This is a genomic window from Cohnella herbarum (assembly GCF_012849095.1).
Lineage (GTDB): Bacteria > Bacillota > Bacilli > Paenibacillales > Paenibacillaceae > Cohnella > Cohnella herbarum.
Genome location: NZ_CP051680.1, coordinates 7,721,006 through 7,737,784, shown reverse-complemented (window position 1 = coordinate 7,737,784; position 16,779 = coordinate 7,721,006). Strand labels below are relative to the sequence as shown.

Genomic DNA, 16,779 nt, shown 5'->3' with positions numbered 1-16,779 from the left:
AACAGTTTTTGGAAGCGCTTTCTTAAAGGGAGAGCGGGGATGGGAACGTGCTAAAACAAAACCGCGAAGAGAATGGATTTCCGTCCACGGTTTGCTTAAGCCTGTTACCATGCGTTGAATTAACCTTTTACCGCCCCATCGGCCATTCCCTTAATGAAATATTTCTGCAGCAGCAAGTACGCGATCGTCATGGGAAGCATAGCGACGAGACAGCCTGCCGCCACCCAGTTAATGTTGCTATGATACTGCGTAATGAACCCCGAAAGCGCGACCGGAATCGTCTTCACTTCGGGTTTCTGAAGGAAAAATACCGAGAATTGATAATCGTTCCATATTTGCACGCCTAATACGATAACGATCGTAGCGATGATCGGCTTTAATAGCGGCATAATGATTCTCAAGAAGATGGAATACCGGCTGCAACCATCGATCAAAGCCGCTTCATCCAATTCCTTCGGAACCGTCCCCATGAATCCGGTCATCAAGAAGATCGTCAACGGCAGAGCGAAGGTGACTTGAACGAGTATGATCGCCCAGTATTGGTTCATGCCCCCGATATCCACCATGAATTTGTAGAGCGGAACCAAAATCGTAAGACCCGGGACAATTAAACAAGAAATGCTAAGCATGTAGACGAAATTGTTCCATTTCGTTCGGTGGCGGGCCAACGGATAAGCGGCGAACGAACCGATCAGGACGACGAGCACGATAGAGCAAACGGTAATGATCAGATTGCTCGTAAGCGCGCGGGACAGATGAGCTTCGTTCCAAGCGCTCGAGAAGTTGTCCAAGGACATCGCGGCTGCGGGTTGCCACTTGCTGCTCGTATCCGTTAACGGCTTAAACGACATGTTAAGCAGCAAATAGAAGGGAACGAGATGAACGATACAGATCAGCAACAGAATAAGACGGCTTATGACCTTGCTCACATGCGCACTTCCCTTCTGCGCAAGATGAACAGAACGGTTAAGCTAAGGATGCTGATGAACAAGAACATCACGTTCCCGAGTGCGGCGGCATACCCTGCGTCCTGCCTGGCGAAATACAAGTTGTACATCATCGTCGATAGCGATTGAGAGGCGTATCCGGGTCCTCCGTTCGTTAACGCAACGACAACGTCGAACAGCTTCAGTCCTCCGATGATGTTCAGGACGATGTTCACCGTAATCGCAGGGGCTAATAGCGGCCAAGTCACGTTAGCGAATTGGGACCACCACCTGGCTCCTTCCATTTGAGCGGCTTCGTAATACTCCTTGGAGATGGACTGCAATCCGCCCAAGTAAATAATCATGGCGATTCCCATGTATTGATAAGTATTGATGAAGGTGATGATCCAAACGGCCCGCGGACCGCTGGACAGCCAGTCGACGGTTTCTTGGCCGAACAAAGCTACCAAGTCGTTCAGAGCGCCGCCGTCGTATTGAAAGATGAAGTAAAAAATATATCCCATGATCAGCGGGCTTATGATGACCGGCATATAGACGACCGTTCGAGCGAAGCCTAAACCGCGAATTTTTCGATCCAGGAACAGAGCGTAAGCGAGTCCGAGCAAGTTTTGCAAAACAGTGCTTCCGATACCGTAGATTAACGTGTTCTTGAACGTAGTTATGATTTTCTTGTCGTTGAACATTTGCGAGTATTTCTTCAAGCCTGCCGAAGCGTAATGCTGCGAATAACCGTCCCAATTCGTGAACGAGATCTGGACGCCTTTGGCAAGCGGGTACAGAATAAACACCCCGAACAGTAAGAGCGCCGGCAAATACATGAGATTGAGCGCGGAAGCCGATTGAAAGTACTTACGTATAAAGCCGGCTTTGGCCGTCGTTTGTGAGTTGCGGTACGGTTGCGAGGACGGCATGATCTCTTCTCCTCCTATCCATCTATTGAGGGAGATAGCCCGCGGCAAGCGATTGCCAACGGGCTATCCGATTGTCTATTGCTGAGCCGAACGAAGGCGCTCGTACTCTTGCTTCATGTTCTCCGAATATTCGCGTACCGTGATCCCGCCGGCCAGTAAATCTTGGCCGTTCTTGCACATAACGTCCCACATTCCGTTAGGCAGGTAGACGCGGTCGAAGTACGGAATGACGCGGAGGTCTTTGTATTGCTCGAAGTCGTCGGTCAAATCGCCGGCATCGATCGTAACGCCTTTCAACCCCGGCGGCAGGATTTGCGAAGTCGCGACTTTGGCGATATTCTCCGGCTTAGCATAGAAAGCGACGAGTTTCTTGGCCGCATCGATATTCGGGGAATCTTTCCATACGCCCCAAGTCGATTTCTCCCCACCCGCCAACGTAGGTTGGTCGCCAGCGGCGATCGATGGAATCGGCATGAGGCCGCCTTTAAGATTCGGATTGATTTTCCTCGCTTCGTCAATCAAATACGGGCCGTAAATACCGAAGGCGGCTTTGCCTTCCGCGAAAGCTTTCGCGGAATCGGTGTATTTCGCGGTCAGAACATCCTTATTCAGATATCCTTTCGTCTGCAGATCAAGGAACATTTGCGGCAGCTTGTCGAATTGAGCCCAATCGAAAGTACCGTCCAGGAATTGGCTCGCATTGTTGTCCGCGGCGCTAATGAACGCCGGCGTCGCGAAGAAGTCGAAAAATTGACCGATCGGCCACGAATCCGCGCCGCCGATATGGAATGCGGTCACTTCCCCGTTGCTTTTCGTTTTGATCGTTTCGGCGGCTTGCATCATTTCATCCCAAGTCGTCGGTACCGCGATGCCGTATTTCTCCAATACATCCGCATTGTAGACCGGGCCGGATTTGTCCTGATCCATCGGAAGCACGTAAACTTTGCCCGCTTCGTCCGTTACCGCCGGTTTGATAGCATCGTCGATTTGTCCTACCCATGCTTCGTCTTTCAAATCCGCCAAATAGTCGGCATAACGGATTTTGGACCATCCGTGCGTGGAGAACACGTCAGGCATCGAGTTGGACGCCATTTTCACCTTCATGATATTCTCGTATTCGGCGCCCGGAGCGGAAAACTCGACCTTGATGTTCGGATTCTCCTGTTCGAAAGCTCTAGCGATTTCCTCCAGTACTTTCGCTTGCTGATCGTTAATGTTCGTCGTAACGTTTAAAGTGACTTGTTTCTCGTCGGGCTTATCCGATGCGGAAGCGCTTGGAGATTCGCTCGGAGATTCGCTGGCGTTGGCCGAAGCGCTAGGCGGATTCGACGCCTTGTCGTTGTTGTTGGAACCGCATGCCGCTAACGTCCAAGTCAGCAAAAGCGTGAAAGCGAGCAGAAGCCATTTTGATCTTTTCATGTATATCCCCCTAAGTGGTTAATGTGAGCAGTGCACCTCACGAACTAATCATAATCATTCCGGGACCGCTTCATAATGATCCAATTCTACGATGAAAGCGCTCTTTTCTACACTGTAGCCGTTGCATATTGACCCTATCGTTTCCGGAAGCTATGTTTAATAATAAGAAAGGACGATGCTGAATGAGGTTATTTCAGACGCTTCGCTTCAAGTTAACGATACTCTACCTTGTTTTCATCGTAACGCCCTTTATCATCTCTGCGTTTGCGCTACCCTATTATATCCAAGGGCTGCTTTCTAGCGAAACCCAGAAACTTACGAGCGGAACTTTGAATGCGCTTTCGCGGAATATCGAAACCTACTTGGACGATCTCGATCGGCTGTCGACCTCTCCTTACCTGAGCGACGACGTCATGACCGCCTTAAAGCTTAAAGCTAACCACCGCTATCAAACCGCTAACGCATATACGCGCTTGAAGACCGATCGGGCATTGACGGGAACGCTGCCGAACTACTTGATCAATACCCGGCCGGACATTCTAAGCACGATAATCATTCCGAATACCGGACCCGCGTATTTAACGAGCAAGGACTATCGGATCGGCGTAAAAGAAGACTTTGCTTTCCAGGAAGAAGACTGGTACAAAGATGCTTTGCAGGCGAACGGGAAAGCCGTATTTACAAGCGCGCATACGCAGAATTATCTGATCAACAGCGAAGCGCAGCAGGTATTTTCCGTTGCCCGGCTAATTAAGGATCCCGACACCCGGCAGCCCCTTGCCGTCATTTTGGCGGATGCCGATAAGAAAATTCTGGAGAAGATTACGAAAGACATCACGTTTAACGTCTCCTCGACGGTCGTTATCCTGGACGAGAATCAGAACGTGCTCTATTCCAATCACGAGTTGCCGGGTGAACTGCAAGCCGGGTTGGCGAGTTTCAAATCGAAGGACGTTTATGAAAGCGCATCCTACAACGGAGTTTCGAGGAACATAAGCTCATCGAATTGGAAGATCGTCGTGTTCCTCTCGAATGACGAGCTTAAATCCAAGGTCCAGTGGATCTATATTATCGCTTTCCTGCTATCGGCGGGAGCGCTTCTCGTTACGTTCGGAGTATTCGTATACTTCTCGCGTTGGATCGTTAAACCGTTCAAGAAAATGAACCACATCATGAATAAAGTCAAAAAAGGCGACATGTCAGAACGGTTCTTGACTAGAGGCCGGGATGAGATCGCGCAGTTAGGCATCTCTCTGAACAACATGATCTCGCGCCTGGACGAACTAATCAATCAAGAGTTCCGTTCCAAGCTCGCTCAGCAGAACGCCGAATTCCGCGCTCTTCAATCGCAAATTCAGCCCCATTTTCTATATAACACTTTAAACGGTTTTATCGGTTTGAACCGCGAGGGACAGACGAAGAAATTAGAAACCGCGATCTTGTCCCTTAGCACGATGATGCGATATAGCTTGGAGGATAACCAGCATACGACGATCGAAAGGGAGTTTCAATTTCTGGAGAAATATTGTCTTTTGCAACAAGTCCGCTTTCAAGAAAAATTGACTGCGAGGATCCATTTCGATGAAGAGTTGTCTAACGTCTCCTTGCCGAAAATGCTTATTCAACCGCTTGTCGAGAACGCGATTATACACGGCATCGAACCCGACGATAAAAATAACTCCGTCTCGATTACCGCTGCCGCGATCCAAGAAAACGGGGTTAGAATCGTTCGAATCGCCGTCTCGGACGATGGCGTAGGTTTCGATTCTCGAATTCCATTCAATGAGACTCAGATCGGACTTGTTAACGTTATGGCTAGGCTTCAGATGAATTATCCGGATTCCACCTTCCATATCGAAAGCCGTCCCGGAACCGGAACGACAATTACCATCAAGATCCCGCTAGGAGTGATAGAGCTATGAACGTAATTCTTGCCGATGACGAAAGATTAGTACGTTCCAGTCTAAGAAGCATGCTTGAAGAGTTGAATATTCCGATTCGAATCGTCGGCGAAGCCCGGAACGGCGAAGAATTATTAAAGCTGGTCAAGTCCTCGTCCCCGGATCTGATCTTCGTCGATATCCGTATGCCCAAGATGGACGGGCTTGAAGCGATCCGCGAAGGAAAACGATTCGCGCCGGACGCGAGTTGGGTAATCGTCACCGGGTTCTCCGAATTCAAATACGCTCAAGAAGCCATCCGGTTGGGTACCAGCAATTATTTACTTAAACCGGCGGAACCCGAGGAATTGGAGAAATGCGTCCGCATGGCTATCCAAGAGCAGAACAAAACCGCCTATTACTTGAACTGCGAATTCGAGCATTGGCTAACGACCCAGCTTCGCAAATCGAGCTCGGAAGCCATCGATTCCCGCGAATCCTCCTATCAGGGATATCGTTTAACGGGCTTAACGCTTTACTTGAACAAAACCGACTTGAAACCGGGATCCTCGGATCTTATGCAGAAGTTGGCGCAAGAGATTCAACAGGCGATTGTCAAACAACCCGAGTTCAAAGAAGTTCGAAGCGGAATCGTAAGCCTGCGTAGCGAAACGATATCTTGCTTCTGGGCTTTTCCCGTTACGGGTTCGCCTGCTCATATACCCTTGATTTCTAGCATCGAGAGACAAGCGTTGTCCATCGTTAACCGGGAACCGGGATCTTCCATTCACGTATTGCGGACGAACGATTGCGAGGATGTGCTAAATCTGCTGCGCGAGATGGAGGAAATCCATGCTTTAGCTCCGCTCCGGGTTTTGTTTCCCGTTAGTTCCGAAGTTTTGTCTATTGCCGCATTACGTGCCGCTGCCGTTGTCGGTAAATCGAATGTCTTTGAATTCTGCGAACATCTCGTTCAATTGATCAACCTGTACCACCGTAAGGATTATGTAAGCTACCTGAAGAAAGTCGCCACGATGAAGAAACATGACATGCGGGATCTATTCGAGAGTCGCGATAAGCTTAAACACGTTTGCCGGTTTCTCGCGAAGGCCATTCATTCGCCGGTTCACGAAGGGATGTCCGCACCGGACTGGTACCAGGCACTGCAACGTCAAGGAGAAGATTTGCTGACGGACTCCAATCTGAATTCGCCTATGGATAAAACGGATGTTATTCAACGCGTAATCGAATACGTCGATAAACATTATATGGAGGAAATAGGCATCGGGACGTTAGCGGGAGAATTCAACGTGACTCCCAACTATTTAAGTACGCTATTCCATAAAAGGAATGGCGTCACCTTTGTCAAATATTTAACGAATACCCGTATGCTGAAAGCCAAAGAGCTTCTCTTAACGAAATCCGAGTTTAAGGTTCAAGATGTCGCCCAAGCCGTCGGATATTTCAGTTCTCGACATTTTACCAAATTATTTCTTGAACATTTCCAATGTTACCCTTCCGAAATTCGAGAAAGAAACGGATAATAGACCTATACGGTCAAACCGAAATCGGGAATGATGCGAAATACGCGAATGCGACGAACAAGGAGAGATCAGATGAAATCAATCGGATTTATCGGACTCGGCACGATGGGCGAGCCTATGGCCGCCAACCTAATACGCAAAGGTTATTCCGTGCTCGTGTATAACCGCACTCCGGGAAAAGCACGGCAACTGGTGGATTTGGGAGCGGACGAGGCCCCTACTCCTCTGGAAGTCGCTAAGCGAGTGGACGTCGTCATTACGATGATCAGCAACGACCAAGCGATCGAAGAGGTTTATTTCGGGGAAAACGGGCTACTCAAAGAGATCAAGCCCGGGACGACCCTTATCGATAGCAGCACGATATCGCCGGCGCTAGCTAGGCGACTCGCTTCCGAGGTTGCCGATCGGTTCTGCGATTTCATAGACGCTCCCGTTACCGGCAGCAGGCCCGCGGCGGTAGACGGAACGTTGCTGTTCATGGCCGGCGGAGACAAGATGACGATCGCCGATCATCAGGATATATTGCTCGCCATGGGTCGGGAAATTATTTATATGGGAGATAGCGGGAACGGAGCAACCGCCAAGCTTGCCCACAATACGATCGTCGGCATTAATGCCGCCGGATTGATCGAGGGCATGGCGATCGCGGCTAAGAGCAATATCGATGCTTCCTCGTTCCTGCGGATCGTTCAAGGGGGCGGTGCCGCAAGCAAACAGGCAGACCTGAAGGGCAAGAAGATCATAGATAGCGAGTACAGCGTGCAATTCTCGCTTGCGCTAATGCTGAAGGATCTTCGTCTCTCCTCCGTCCTTACGGACAATCTCGGAGTCACCTCTCCCATGCTGGAAGCCGCCCAAGGCATGTTCCAGCTCGGTGAAGCCGCCGGTTACGGCGAGTCGGATCTATCCGCGCTTGCTCAAGTTTACGAGAAATGGATCGGCAAGAAAATCGGCGCTCCCGCTTCCCCATCCGTACCGGAGAGCAAGCTTGCCGAACGGCGCCGCAAAATCCGTTTGCCGCTGGATATCCCGCTCATGATGTCTATTTACCAATGGGAAGGCGACGGCGGATTCCACGGGCAATCCGTTAATGGTTACCTGCGCGATCTCTCCGAGGACGGTATCCAGATCGAATCGGATTTCCCGCTCGAGAAGGACATGTTCATCGTCCTTCACTTCCTTCAGGAATCGGCGCTTCCTCCGATGACCGCGCGAATTATTCGAATCGAACGTCATAACGGGGCTTTCAAATACGGCTGCATGCTGTCCGCGTTGCCGCTGTACCAGCGAATTCAACTTCAGGAATACATCTCTAAACAATCTAGTTAAGCCAAGCATAAACGGCGGGAGCCGCTTGATGTCCCATTCGGACTCAAGCGGCTCCCGTCGTTTTATGAACTTTAGAAGAGGTTCCTTCGTTATTGAAGCTTATTCGTTTTTAACCTTGCCTTCAAGTAATCTCAGGATGAGAACGGCTGCTTCCGATCTCGTGGTCGTGCCTTTCGGGTATAATTTGCCGCCCGAACCGCGAAGTATTCCCAATGGAATCAGCTTTCCGATCGCCTGCCGAGCCCATCCGGCGACTTCGTCGCTGTCGATGAACCGTTCCTTGATTCCATCGGGAACGCTCGCTGCGGATTCGTTGTTCTTATGCAAGCCGAGTAGACGGGCAAGAATGACTGCCGCTTCCTCTCTTGTGATCGCATCGGCAGGACGGAACTTTCCGCCTGACCCGTTAATCAGTCCAAGCGATGCCGCTTCCTCTACCCAAACCGCATACCATGCTTTCGAATTCACGTCCGCAAAGCTGTATTTCTCCCCGGATTGGGTAGAAAATTCCGCCGCCGGATTCATTCGTTGCAGAAGCGCGATCGCCAGCTTGGCGAATTCCGCTCTGGTAACCGGCCGATTCGGCTCGAAGCGATTCTCTCCGGTTCCTTCCGCCAGGTGCTTAGCGGCAAGCACCTCGATATCCACCCTTGCCCAATGATCGGCCGTATCTTCGAAAGTGTAATTGGCCAGCATTACGGCGTAGGTTCCGGTTTCCTTAAATACGGCGGTCATCCCGCTTCCCTTATCCGAGATACCCCCAACATAGGTCCATACTCGCGATTGATCCGGCTCCAGGCGATAGATACCCAGCTTGCGGGGGTCGGCGCCGTTAAGGAGATTCGAATCGTACCGTATCGTCAATGCGCCGGGTTTCAGCAACGACTGGCCTTCGCCTATTTTAAGGAAATAAGCCTGACCAACCAATGATAGTCCGGATCCTTCAGCAGGCTTCGCTTCCCGTATCCCTGCCTCGCTTAAACGGGCCGCGCTCAGTTCCGTCGCCTTCAACAAGGAGCCGCTTGACAGCATCAATCGGAGTTCGCCTTTGAACAGGTCGTATTGTGCTGCCTCCGTTCCAAGCTGCGCCGTCTCTATACTATGATATGCCGGATTATCGGGCTGTTTAACAGGTCCCGGCTTTGTACCCGGCCCGCCGTTTCCACCCCCGCCTGGTTGCACAGAACCACCGCCAGCAATCGATTCAACCTTCTCCGCATAGGATTCATTGCCGGATAAATCGATTGCCGAGACAAAAATTTCATAGCTCGAGCCTCGTTCAAGATCGCTTATCCGGTGAGAAAGCACTCCCTTCCGTACGGTAGCGTTACCGACTTCCGCAAGCTGGCCCGATTTCCTCCAACTTAGTCGAACAGAGGCGAAATCCGCATCGGGCGGATCTTGCCAACTAACCTGAATACCTCCTGCTTCTAATGCCGCTATGGCTTGAATCGCGCTTGGCATAGTTGGAGGCGTTATATCCGCTCCGATAGACTGGCTTGCGCCGGTCGTGGCATTTATGGTTTTTCTCGCGGCGTTGCCCTCGCCGTCAATGGCGCTTACATCAATGCGATAAGATGTATTTTCCTCTAACCCTTCCAATAGCGCATACTGAACGCCTTTAGCTACCACTACCGGCGCAAGATTTTGCGCTGCCGCCAAGCCATTCGCACGTACGGCAACAATCTCCAATCTGTCGAGATCGGCATCCTCCGGGTCGCGCCAACTGACGAGAATTCGTCTGCTGTCGCTGTCCGCTCGTAGTTCCGTGACCTCTGCGGGGGCCGCCTCGTCTAGTGCCGTAATCCGAACTTCAGTACGATAGTCCTTCAACATGCCAACGTGATTGTAGCTTTGAACCGCGGCGTTGATAAGCGCTTCATAACTTCGGCCGACTTCAAGAGCGGTCTCCGGAGTAAACCGAACGGTACGTGCAACCCTCTGCCCGAGGTATACGACCGGATTAAGCAACGATACCGTCCCGTCTATAGGCCGGCCGTCATCCGGGTTCAACACGGCAATCGTCAGATCGTTCGCATAACTTTCAAGCACATGACGGTTAAAAGTAATATCGACGTAAGAACCTCCAGGCCCGGGCGTCACTTGCTTAACCTCAGGAGGCAAATAGGAAATCAGACCGACGTTTACGTCGAAATGGGGCGGGAGAACGGTCATTTCCCAACTCTGCGCGGGTAGATAACCAATTTTCTCATATAACACTTTCCATTTGCCTTCCGGTACATCCCAGCCGTAGCGGCCGTCCGGAGTCGTTTGCAGCGGATTCTGTTGACCGTACCAGTCGGCGTCCCAAACCTTCCATCGGTTTTCCTCTTCAATCCAGTGGATTGCCGTAGCCGAAACGTCCCCTATCCGGTTAGATTCATCAACTTCGTAGACGTAACCGCTCGGATCATAAATCCAAACCGGGTCCGCCAACCGTTGTTTCGGCTCCCTTCTAGGCTTACGTTCCTCGTCTTCGGGCTCGCACTGGGGATCCGAGGCAAAGCCATCCTTGATTCGCTGAAACTCGCCTGCCGCCTCCCCGTCCAGTACTTTCCCTATTCCATTGCTGACCAAGAACATGGCAACCGTCCCGATACCGAAGGTCGCCGGCCCCATGACTGCTCCTCCAAGCATGATCGCCGCCTTCATCGATTCATTGACGATTAGCTTCGTATGCAGCTTATCCAGTTGATCGGCATATTTCTTCGTCGAGGCCGGCGAACAGTTTCCGGACACCTGATCCAGTAACTTACCCATCTCTTCAAGCGTCTCGTTCACTCCGAGCCCATCCGCAAGACTATATGCGGCGTCGATTGTTTTCCAGGTGTTCTCTCCGGCTTTGGAAGCGAAGGCTAGTCCGACACGCGTTGCCACGACCGAGACCGCGCCGCTTACCGAAGCGCCGTTGACCATACCGGTAGAAACTTTTTTTCCATTCAGCAGTCCCGCTTCGCTGAACGCCTGCTCGGGAATGTAGGTGAGCAGTTCTATCGATAGCTTGCCATTGCGGAAGGAATGACTGATTTGCGTGCCGTAGAACGGAACGCCAGTCTCTGCCGCCTTGATCAGGTCCTGCTGCGTCGGCGTATAGAGTTGACGTTCCAGCGAGACGTTCATATTGAAGTCCGCATCGCCGCTAGACGTAGGAATGACTGCCTTGTAAGTCGCAGTTTGCCGATTGCCGTTATCCTCTCTCGGCGAGATCTCTACGGTCTCCTCCTTTACCTGCTGGAAACGGGAAGGAAGCGCCGAACGCTGCTCCGCTTCGGACTTTACAAAGGAACCAATGCTCTCTGCTTGCTCGATCGGTGTGTAATCTATGCCAATCCGGCCAGGTTTCTGCTGGTAAATAAAAGACTGATAGGTTCCGTCCTGCTGGCGGGAAGCTTCAACGATTTGATCACCGAAGTAGAATTTGACATCCTTCACGCGATTCGGCTTATTGAATACGGCAGTCAGCACGAACGGATTTCCGGGCGTGTACACATACGGGAATTTGCCCGGATCCTCTCCCGGCGCGAAGCTAACTAAGCGACCGTTCGTTTGCCGCATGCTAAAGTTGACGATCTCTGGATAATTGACGTCGTAGTAAACGACGGACAACCCGCTGCTCCAGGTTTGGCCGTTCTTCTCCGCCTCGGCCCGCAGCCGGTACGTCGTCAGATCAGCCTCGCCTGCGAGGTTAAGCTTAGTCGACCACAAGCCGGCCGATGAGGCAATCGTTTCTCCCGCAAGCATTTCCCTGTCGTAAATCCGGATCGCGCTCCCCGGAACAGCAGAGCCGCTGACTAGAAAATCCCGCCTTGCCGTAAACGCCGGAGCCGTCAGCGTCACGCTCGATAGCTCTATGAACGCGCTGCCGAGAGGTTCTTCCACGGCGGTTCCGTCTATCGCATGTTTCATTGCGGGAGCCGGAGCTATCGCTAATAGATCAGGCGGAGTACTCCCATCCAGCCGGAGTTTATAGGAAACCGCTCCCGAAGCACGCGAGGCAATCGTTCCGATCGGCACGTAGAACCGATCCTCTTCGCGTATCGGCTCTACCGCGACGCCGTTAAGGACAACGCTACCCGCGACGAGCTCGGAATAGGCGGGAATATCCAACCTCAGCTTTGCATCCGTCGATGCCGTTTGCGCGCTATTGCGATAAGCAACTCGAACTTGGACTTGATCGCCTTGCGAAACCGTCTGCCGGTCGGCGGAGACTTGATTGCCTTCCCGACCCGCGTAGCTTCCGTTAGCTATCGGAACGATCTTGCCCAGACGAATCGTCTCTCCAAGAGCCGCTTGAAACCGGTTAGACGCCCAATAGCTTCCTGCCTTATACTCGAGCTCGTAAATCCCTTCGGATGGAAGCTTGATCTCGACGAGTCCGGAGCGACTCGTGCCGCCGTACATTTCCTGTCTTTTGTCGCCTTCGACAATCTTATAGAGTCTGTAACTGCCGTATTCCGGAAATAAAGAGAAATCCGCAATCGCCAGCGCCTTCGAATCTTCTAACCGTAGTTCCACCTGACCTTTCATATTCTCATCGATAACGGTAACGCCGCAGGCCGACGGTAGGCCTGCTTCCGCGCCACTGGCGCAAAACCTTACCTCCTCGCCCATTCTAGCCTTCACTACGGTCGGGTTGCCCCTTTGAACGATTTCATTAGAGGAAGTAATCCGATAGTGAACCGCTTCGCGCCAATCCAGCTCGTAAGGGCCGACCCAATCCCCATTCCCCATTCGCGTAAAAAGGTTTACCGTAACCTTAGAACGCTCCTGTCCCATCGTAATCGGCGCTTCCTGTTCGCTTGGTGTAAGGTAAAGCGTAACCGGATCGCTCGAATTCATAGTTGCTTGTTGCCATGCCGTGATCGTCGCGCTTCCTTCTTTGGCTAGAACCGAGTAAGTTCCGTCTTTAGCCGTCACGGTTTCGTATACTTTGCCCCCGCTGCTCACCCTCACATTCGTATCTGCGGCAGGCCTTCCCGTTTGAAAACTGACTTTGCCGAATACTCTAACATTGTCCCGTTGCCTTAGAGTAATGGTCATCGTATTTTTTCCGGCCACGAGTTCCTGTTTCATTTCCCCATGCTGAATTTCATTCCCTTCCGTCGTGACTCTTATCGTTCTGCCGATCAGATGTACCAAATCCGTAAAAGTCGTCACTCCTTCCGCATTCGTCCTACTCACTTTCGGCGTCCCGCCATCCATAGCATCAAGAGCGACCTGCGTGATCACCGGGCTTCCCGAAGCGGATTTAACAGTAACGACCAAATCCGCCAAACGAATCGGCAGCGTCACTGAGCGGAGCTTGCCGGCTTCGACGGAAGCGGGCTGGGGAGATCCTTCCAACAAATCTATTCCCCGCGAATCTCTGACGATATAGCGATAATCCGCGGCGGGAGGCAATCCGGTGAAAATATGGCTCTGACTGGAACGGTAGGAAGCGCTCTGAGTTACGCCCATGGACTCGCTATATACCGTTACCTTAACATCGCCGTGCTCTTCGCCGTCTCCCAGCTTCACCTCCAACGAACCGGCAATTACCAGAGGAACCCGCAGTCCTTCGCGCTCTGCCTCCAGTTCCAGCTTTGCATCCGTTGCGACAGCCCGAATCGACGTCAACTCAATGGCATCCTGGGGAACAACGAAAGCTCCATTGAACGCAGTACCTATACCGACCAGACTGGTTTGCAACCGCGCCGTTCCGGATGCCGTGCGATACAGGAGAGTTACCTTTACTTTGGCATCGGCGTTCGCCGTGAGCCCAAGTTCAATTCGTTGACCCGTCTGGACGTACTTATTATAAGTAACGGCCGCTTCAATCCTCATTGCATAAATCCCGAAGGGATGCAGCGATGCCTCGGTTTTCTGGCCATAGGCAAGAGAAACAGACTGCGGAGCGGAGAGTAGGGTTCCGTCGCGTTTTTGCATGTGAACCTTGTACGTTTTCCCGCCTGCTAGGAATATAGGATAGCTGTTCGTTCCGGATACGTAAGGAAGCGTGGCGACCGTTGCCCCGGAAGAGGTCACCACGATATCCGTCCGATCGAGCAATTGAGGATTTGCGGCGACGACCTTCATTTGAAGCTGCCCCGCAACGTTGACTGGCAATCCCGTTGCTGTCTTCTCGAATCCGCCGCTCGCCAGTCTGACACGGATACCTGTAATCTCAACCGTCCGTTCCGGCAATGTAAATAACCCGCGGTATACACCACCTGCAGCCTCGGGCAAATTCACCGTCAATTGTTTCGGTAGCTGATTGGCATCGTTGCCAGGCTGCGAAACCTTATAGTCAATGACTGCTTCCACGGCTTGATCAGGCTTCCCCATAGCTTCGATTGTTAGGGTACTAAGCGGCTTCAGTTGCTCCTCCACCTTGTCGCTATCCGGCACGGACCAGTTAGCAGAACTTAGGGGATCAATTTCTCCACCCTCGCAATTGTCTAGACAGATGACGTACACTCCTCTTCCTTCCGCGCCGTCCGCCGTCGTATAGATAACGCGGCTCCCGTCCCGATTCACATGGACGTCCCGCGTCGAACCCGTGATATTGCCGATCGAACGTACGCGATTCGGCGCTTCGACCTCGAAACGAATAGCTCCTCGCTGCGCCAAGAAAGGCGCCTCGTCCATGTTAGGAACATTATTGTAATAGTCCGTTACGACGTATTTGCCGTCTGCCGACAGATAAGGCTTCTCTAAACGAATGTCTCCGTCTCCCGGCAGAGAATTGATGATCGAGCTGCTTTCGGATAGTCGGTCATAACGCATCAACAGCTTTAGATCGTGAGCTTCTTCAGTGCCATTAAGCGCATTAAACACGATCACATTCCCGTTATGCGACAGGACAGGGGAATGAATCGCCATCTCGCCCGTTTGGCCTCCTAGCCGAGGAATCGCTATTGGCTTGAGTTCATTGGTTTGCGTATCGTAAAGGAACAGCCTGCTAAACGACTCTTCGGCTTCGGGCGATCCTGTCGGCAACAGTTCCCTGGCGGTTGATTCGAATGCGATATATCGCCCGTCTCCGCTGATGGAAGGCTCTTCGCTGCCGCTTGTCGTCTGCACACCCTCCGTGCCCTGGCTAACCCGGGAAATAGAAACGACTTCCGGGTCCGTCAGGTCGGCTAGGAACACGTCCTCCGCGTTGTTCGTATCCCCTGCGACCAACTCGCCGCTATAGGAATTGAACACTACGCGTTTGCCGTTTGCGCTTATCCCGATTCCCGAGAAGCCGCCGCTATACTGGGCAATTACTCTCAATGTTTCGTTTACGCGATCGTATACGGATAAAACGTACTTCTGCGTACTGCTGCCGTCGACCGATTTTAGGACTTGCGAAACAACCCATCGACCATCATCGCTGATCGCCATTCCTCTGGTCCGGAAGGAACCATTCGTTTTATCTACGAACCTGTCTTCTTCCGTTGACAGATTATATACGTAGACTCCCGGAATATCCCTGGTTTGAGACCGATAAGCGACAATTTCTCCGTCGCCGCTAATCGCCGCGTCTATAAAACTAGGTCCGCCCGACGCCACTTGCGTCGCATATTGATGGAAAGTAGCGGCTTTGATCGATGCTCCATCGGACTTGTTGCCAGCGGCGTCTACCGCATACAGCGTATATACGTATAAGTTTTCTGGAGAAAGTCCGAAGTCCGTATGCGACAGTCCGGTGATCGTCCGACTGCTGCCGCCGTTGCGTTCCAACTCGTAATGATGATAGGAAGGATCGGGTACTTGCTGCCCCGGGTTGTCCGGATCGGGAACCGTAGGAGGCACCCAACTGATCGTAACCGAATTGAAGGTCGTCGATACTTCATGATCCAGCGAATAAATATCGGGAGGCGTGCGATCCATCTCTAACGATACCGGTGCGGAAGGATCGCTCTGCTGACCTTCGTATTCCGACATAACCGTCAGCTGATACTCCCCATCCAGCAACTCTAACGAGAAGCTGAAGCCGCCCGTTTCGGTCGCGTCCGTGGAATCATAGACGGAAGGCTGTCCAACCGGCACCCCATTTACTACTCGGACATAGTAAAGCGTTACATACGAATTCGGATCCGCCGTTCCGGTTACTTCAACGACATCTTGGTTCGTTAACGCAGGCAACGGATCGATCGTCGGAACCGTTACGTTCGCAACGGCCGAAAACTCCGCCGATACCTGAGCTTCTGCCGGTGACTCTTGCACCGGTTCGTCCGGCCCTTCCGGCAGCTCCAAACCGTTTTCCAACATTCCGGCAACCTCGCTCAACAGCCTTTCTTCAAGAGAAGCATTCGCCTCCGCTCCTACGGATGCGGTACCTAGCGGACTCGCGATGCAGCTTATAACCAAAACAATCGTCAAGATTTGACTGAACCACTTCTTCATGTCTCTATCCTCATTTCCTACTGCCTAATGCTTTTAATTGTAAAATCGAATAAGCTTTATACCTAGTTACTTATTGTCATCGTTTTTGTCATTCAAGTCATAAAAAAAGCCGCATAGTTGTCAAATTAGCATGACTAATTACTAAGGGCTATCGCATCAGACTTGCTTCGAGCCGAGTACGTATAACGGTTTAAATTTGACCGATGTCGGACATTGCAGCAAACAACAATCGAGAGCAATTTTTCTAGCGGCTGCCACAGTCGCTATTTAGTAAGAGCGCACATTTCCGTTAGATTTTGAAAAGCTCCTTTTTGAGCAGAATAACGGATCTTGGGTTCCGTTATTGAAACTAACGTAGTGAGCCTAAATATTAAGC

Annotated in this window: 7 protein-coding genes; 3 read left to right on the top strand and 4 right to left on the bottom strand. The window is 51.7% G+C overall.

Going from position 1 to position 16,779, the window contains the following annotated elements; all coding sequences use genetic code 11:
- Positions 1-119: 119 nt before the first annotated feature.
- The 3 genes from HH215_RS32440 to HH215_RS32430 all read right to left on the bottom strand — a co-directional run bounded on the left by HH215_RS32440 (position 120) and on the right by HH215_RS32430 (position 3,277).
- A complete protein-coding gene (locus HH215_RS32440) occupies positions 120-929 on the bottom strand; it encodes a carbohydrate ABC transporter permease (protein WP_254450294.1) in 810 nt (269 codons plus the stop codon).
- On the bottom strand, positions 926-1,858 hold the full coding sequence (locus tag HH215_RS32435) for a carbohydrate ABC transporter permease (protein ID WP_169283668.1): 933 nt from the start codon (positions 1,856-1,858) through the stop codon (positions 926-928). The genes HH215_RS32440 and HH215_RS32435 overlap by 4 nt, the downstream gene beginning before the upstream one ends.
- Before the next feature lie 75 nt (positions 1,859-1,933).
- The gene (locus tag HH215_RS32430; RefSeq protein ID WP_169283667.1) at positions 1,934-3,277 is read right to left on the bottom strand and encodes an ABC transporter substrate-binding protein; all 1,344 of its coding nucleotides are present in this window, start codon (positions 3,275-3,277) and stop codon (positions 1,934-1,936) included.
- Between the two features lie 182 nt (positions 3,278-3,459).
- Between HH215_RS32430 and HH215_RS32425 the strand changes: the two genes are divergently transcribed.
- The 3 genes from HH215_RS32425 to HH215_RS32415 all read left to right on the top strand — a co-directional run bounded on the left by HH215_RS32425 (position 3,460) and on the right by HH215_RS32415 (position 8,030).
- Positions 3,460-5,199 (top strand): cache domain-containing sensor histidine kinase, encoded by a 1,740-nt coding sequence (locus HH215_RS32425; RefSeq protein ID WP_169283666.1) that lies wholly within the window; start codon positions 3,460-3,462, stop codon positions 5,197-5,199.
- On the top strand, positions 5,196-6,701 hold the full coding sequence (locus HH215_RS32420; RefSeq protein ID WP_169283665.1) for a response regulator transcription factor: 1,506 nt from the start codon (positions 5,196-5,198) through the stop codon (positions 6,699-6,701). Before HH215_RS32425 ends, HH215_RS32420 begins: the two co-directional genes overlap by 4 nt.
- 72 nt (positions 6,702-6,773) lie before the next feature.
- Positions 6,774-8,030: an NAD(P)-binding domain-containing protein gene (locus HH215_RS32415; protein ID WP_169283664.1), complete on the top strand. Its 1,257-nt coding sequence runs from the start codon at positions 6,774-6,776 to the stop codon at positions 8,028-8,030.
- Positions 8,031-8,129: 99 nt separating this feature from the next.
- Here HH215_RS32415 and HH215_RS32410 read toward each other — a convergent pair whose 3' ends face one another.
- The gene (locus tag HH215_RS32410; protein WP_169283663.1) at positions 8,130-16,403 is read right to left on the bottom strand and encodes an S-layer homology domain-containing protein; all 8,274 of its coding nucleotides are present in this window, start codon (positions 16,401-16,403) and stop codon (positions 8,130-8,132) included.
- Positions 16,404-16,779 lie beyond the last annotated feature (376 nt).

Coding starts and splice junctions, on each gene's coding strand:
- HH215_RS32435 (WP_169283668.1), bottom strand. CDS start 1,858: ATGCCGTCCTCGCAACCGTACCGCAACTCACAAACGACGGCCAAAGCC.
- HH215_RS32430 (WP_169283667.1), bottom strand. CDS start 3,277: ATGAAAAGATCAAAATGGCTTCTGCTCGCTTTCACGCTTTTGCTGACT.
- HH215_RS32425 (WP_169283666.1), top strand. CDS start 3,460: ATGAGGTTATTTCAGACGCTTCGCTTCAAGTTAACGATACTCTACCTT.
- HH215_RS32420 (WP_169283665.1), top strand. CDS start 5,196: ATGAACGTAATTCTTGCCGATGACGAAAGATTAGTACGTTCCAGTCTA.
- HH215_RS32415 (WP_169283664.1), top strand. CDS start 6,774: ATGAAATCAATCGGATTTATCGGACTCGGCACGATGGGCGAGCCTATG.
- HH215_RS32410 (WP_169283663.1), bottom strand. CDS start 16,403: ATGAAGAAGTGGTTCAGTCAAATCTTGACGATTGTTTTGGTTATAAGC.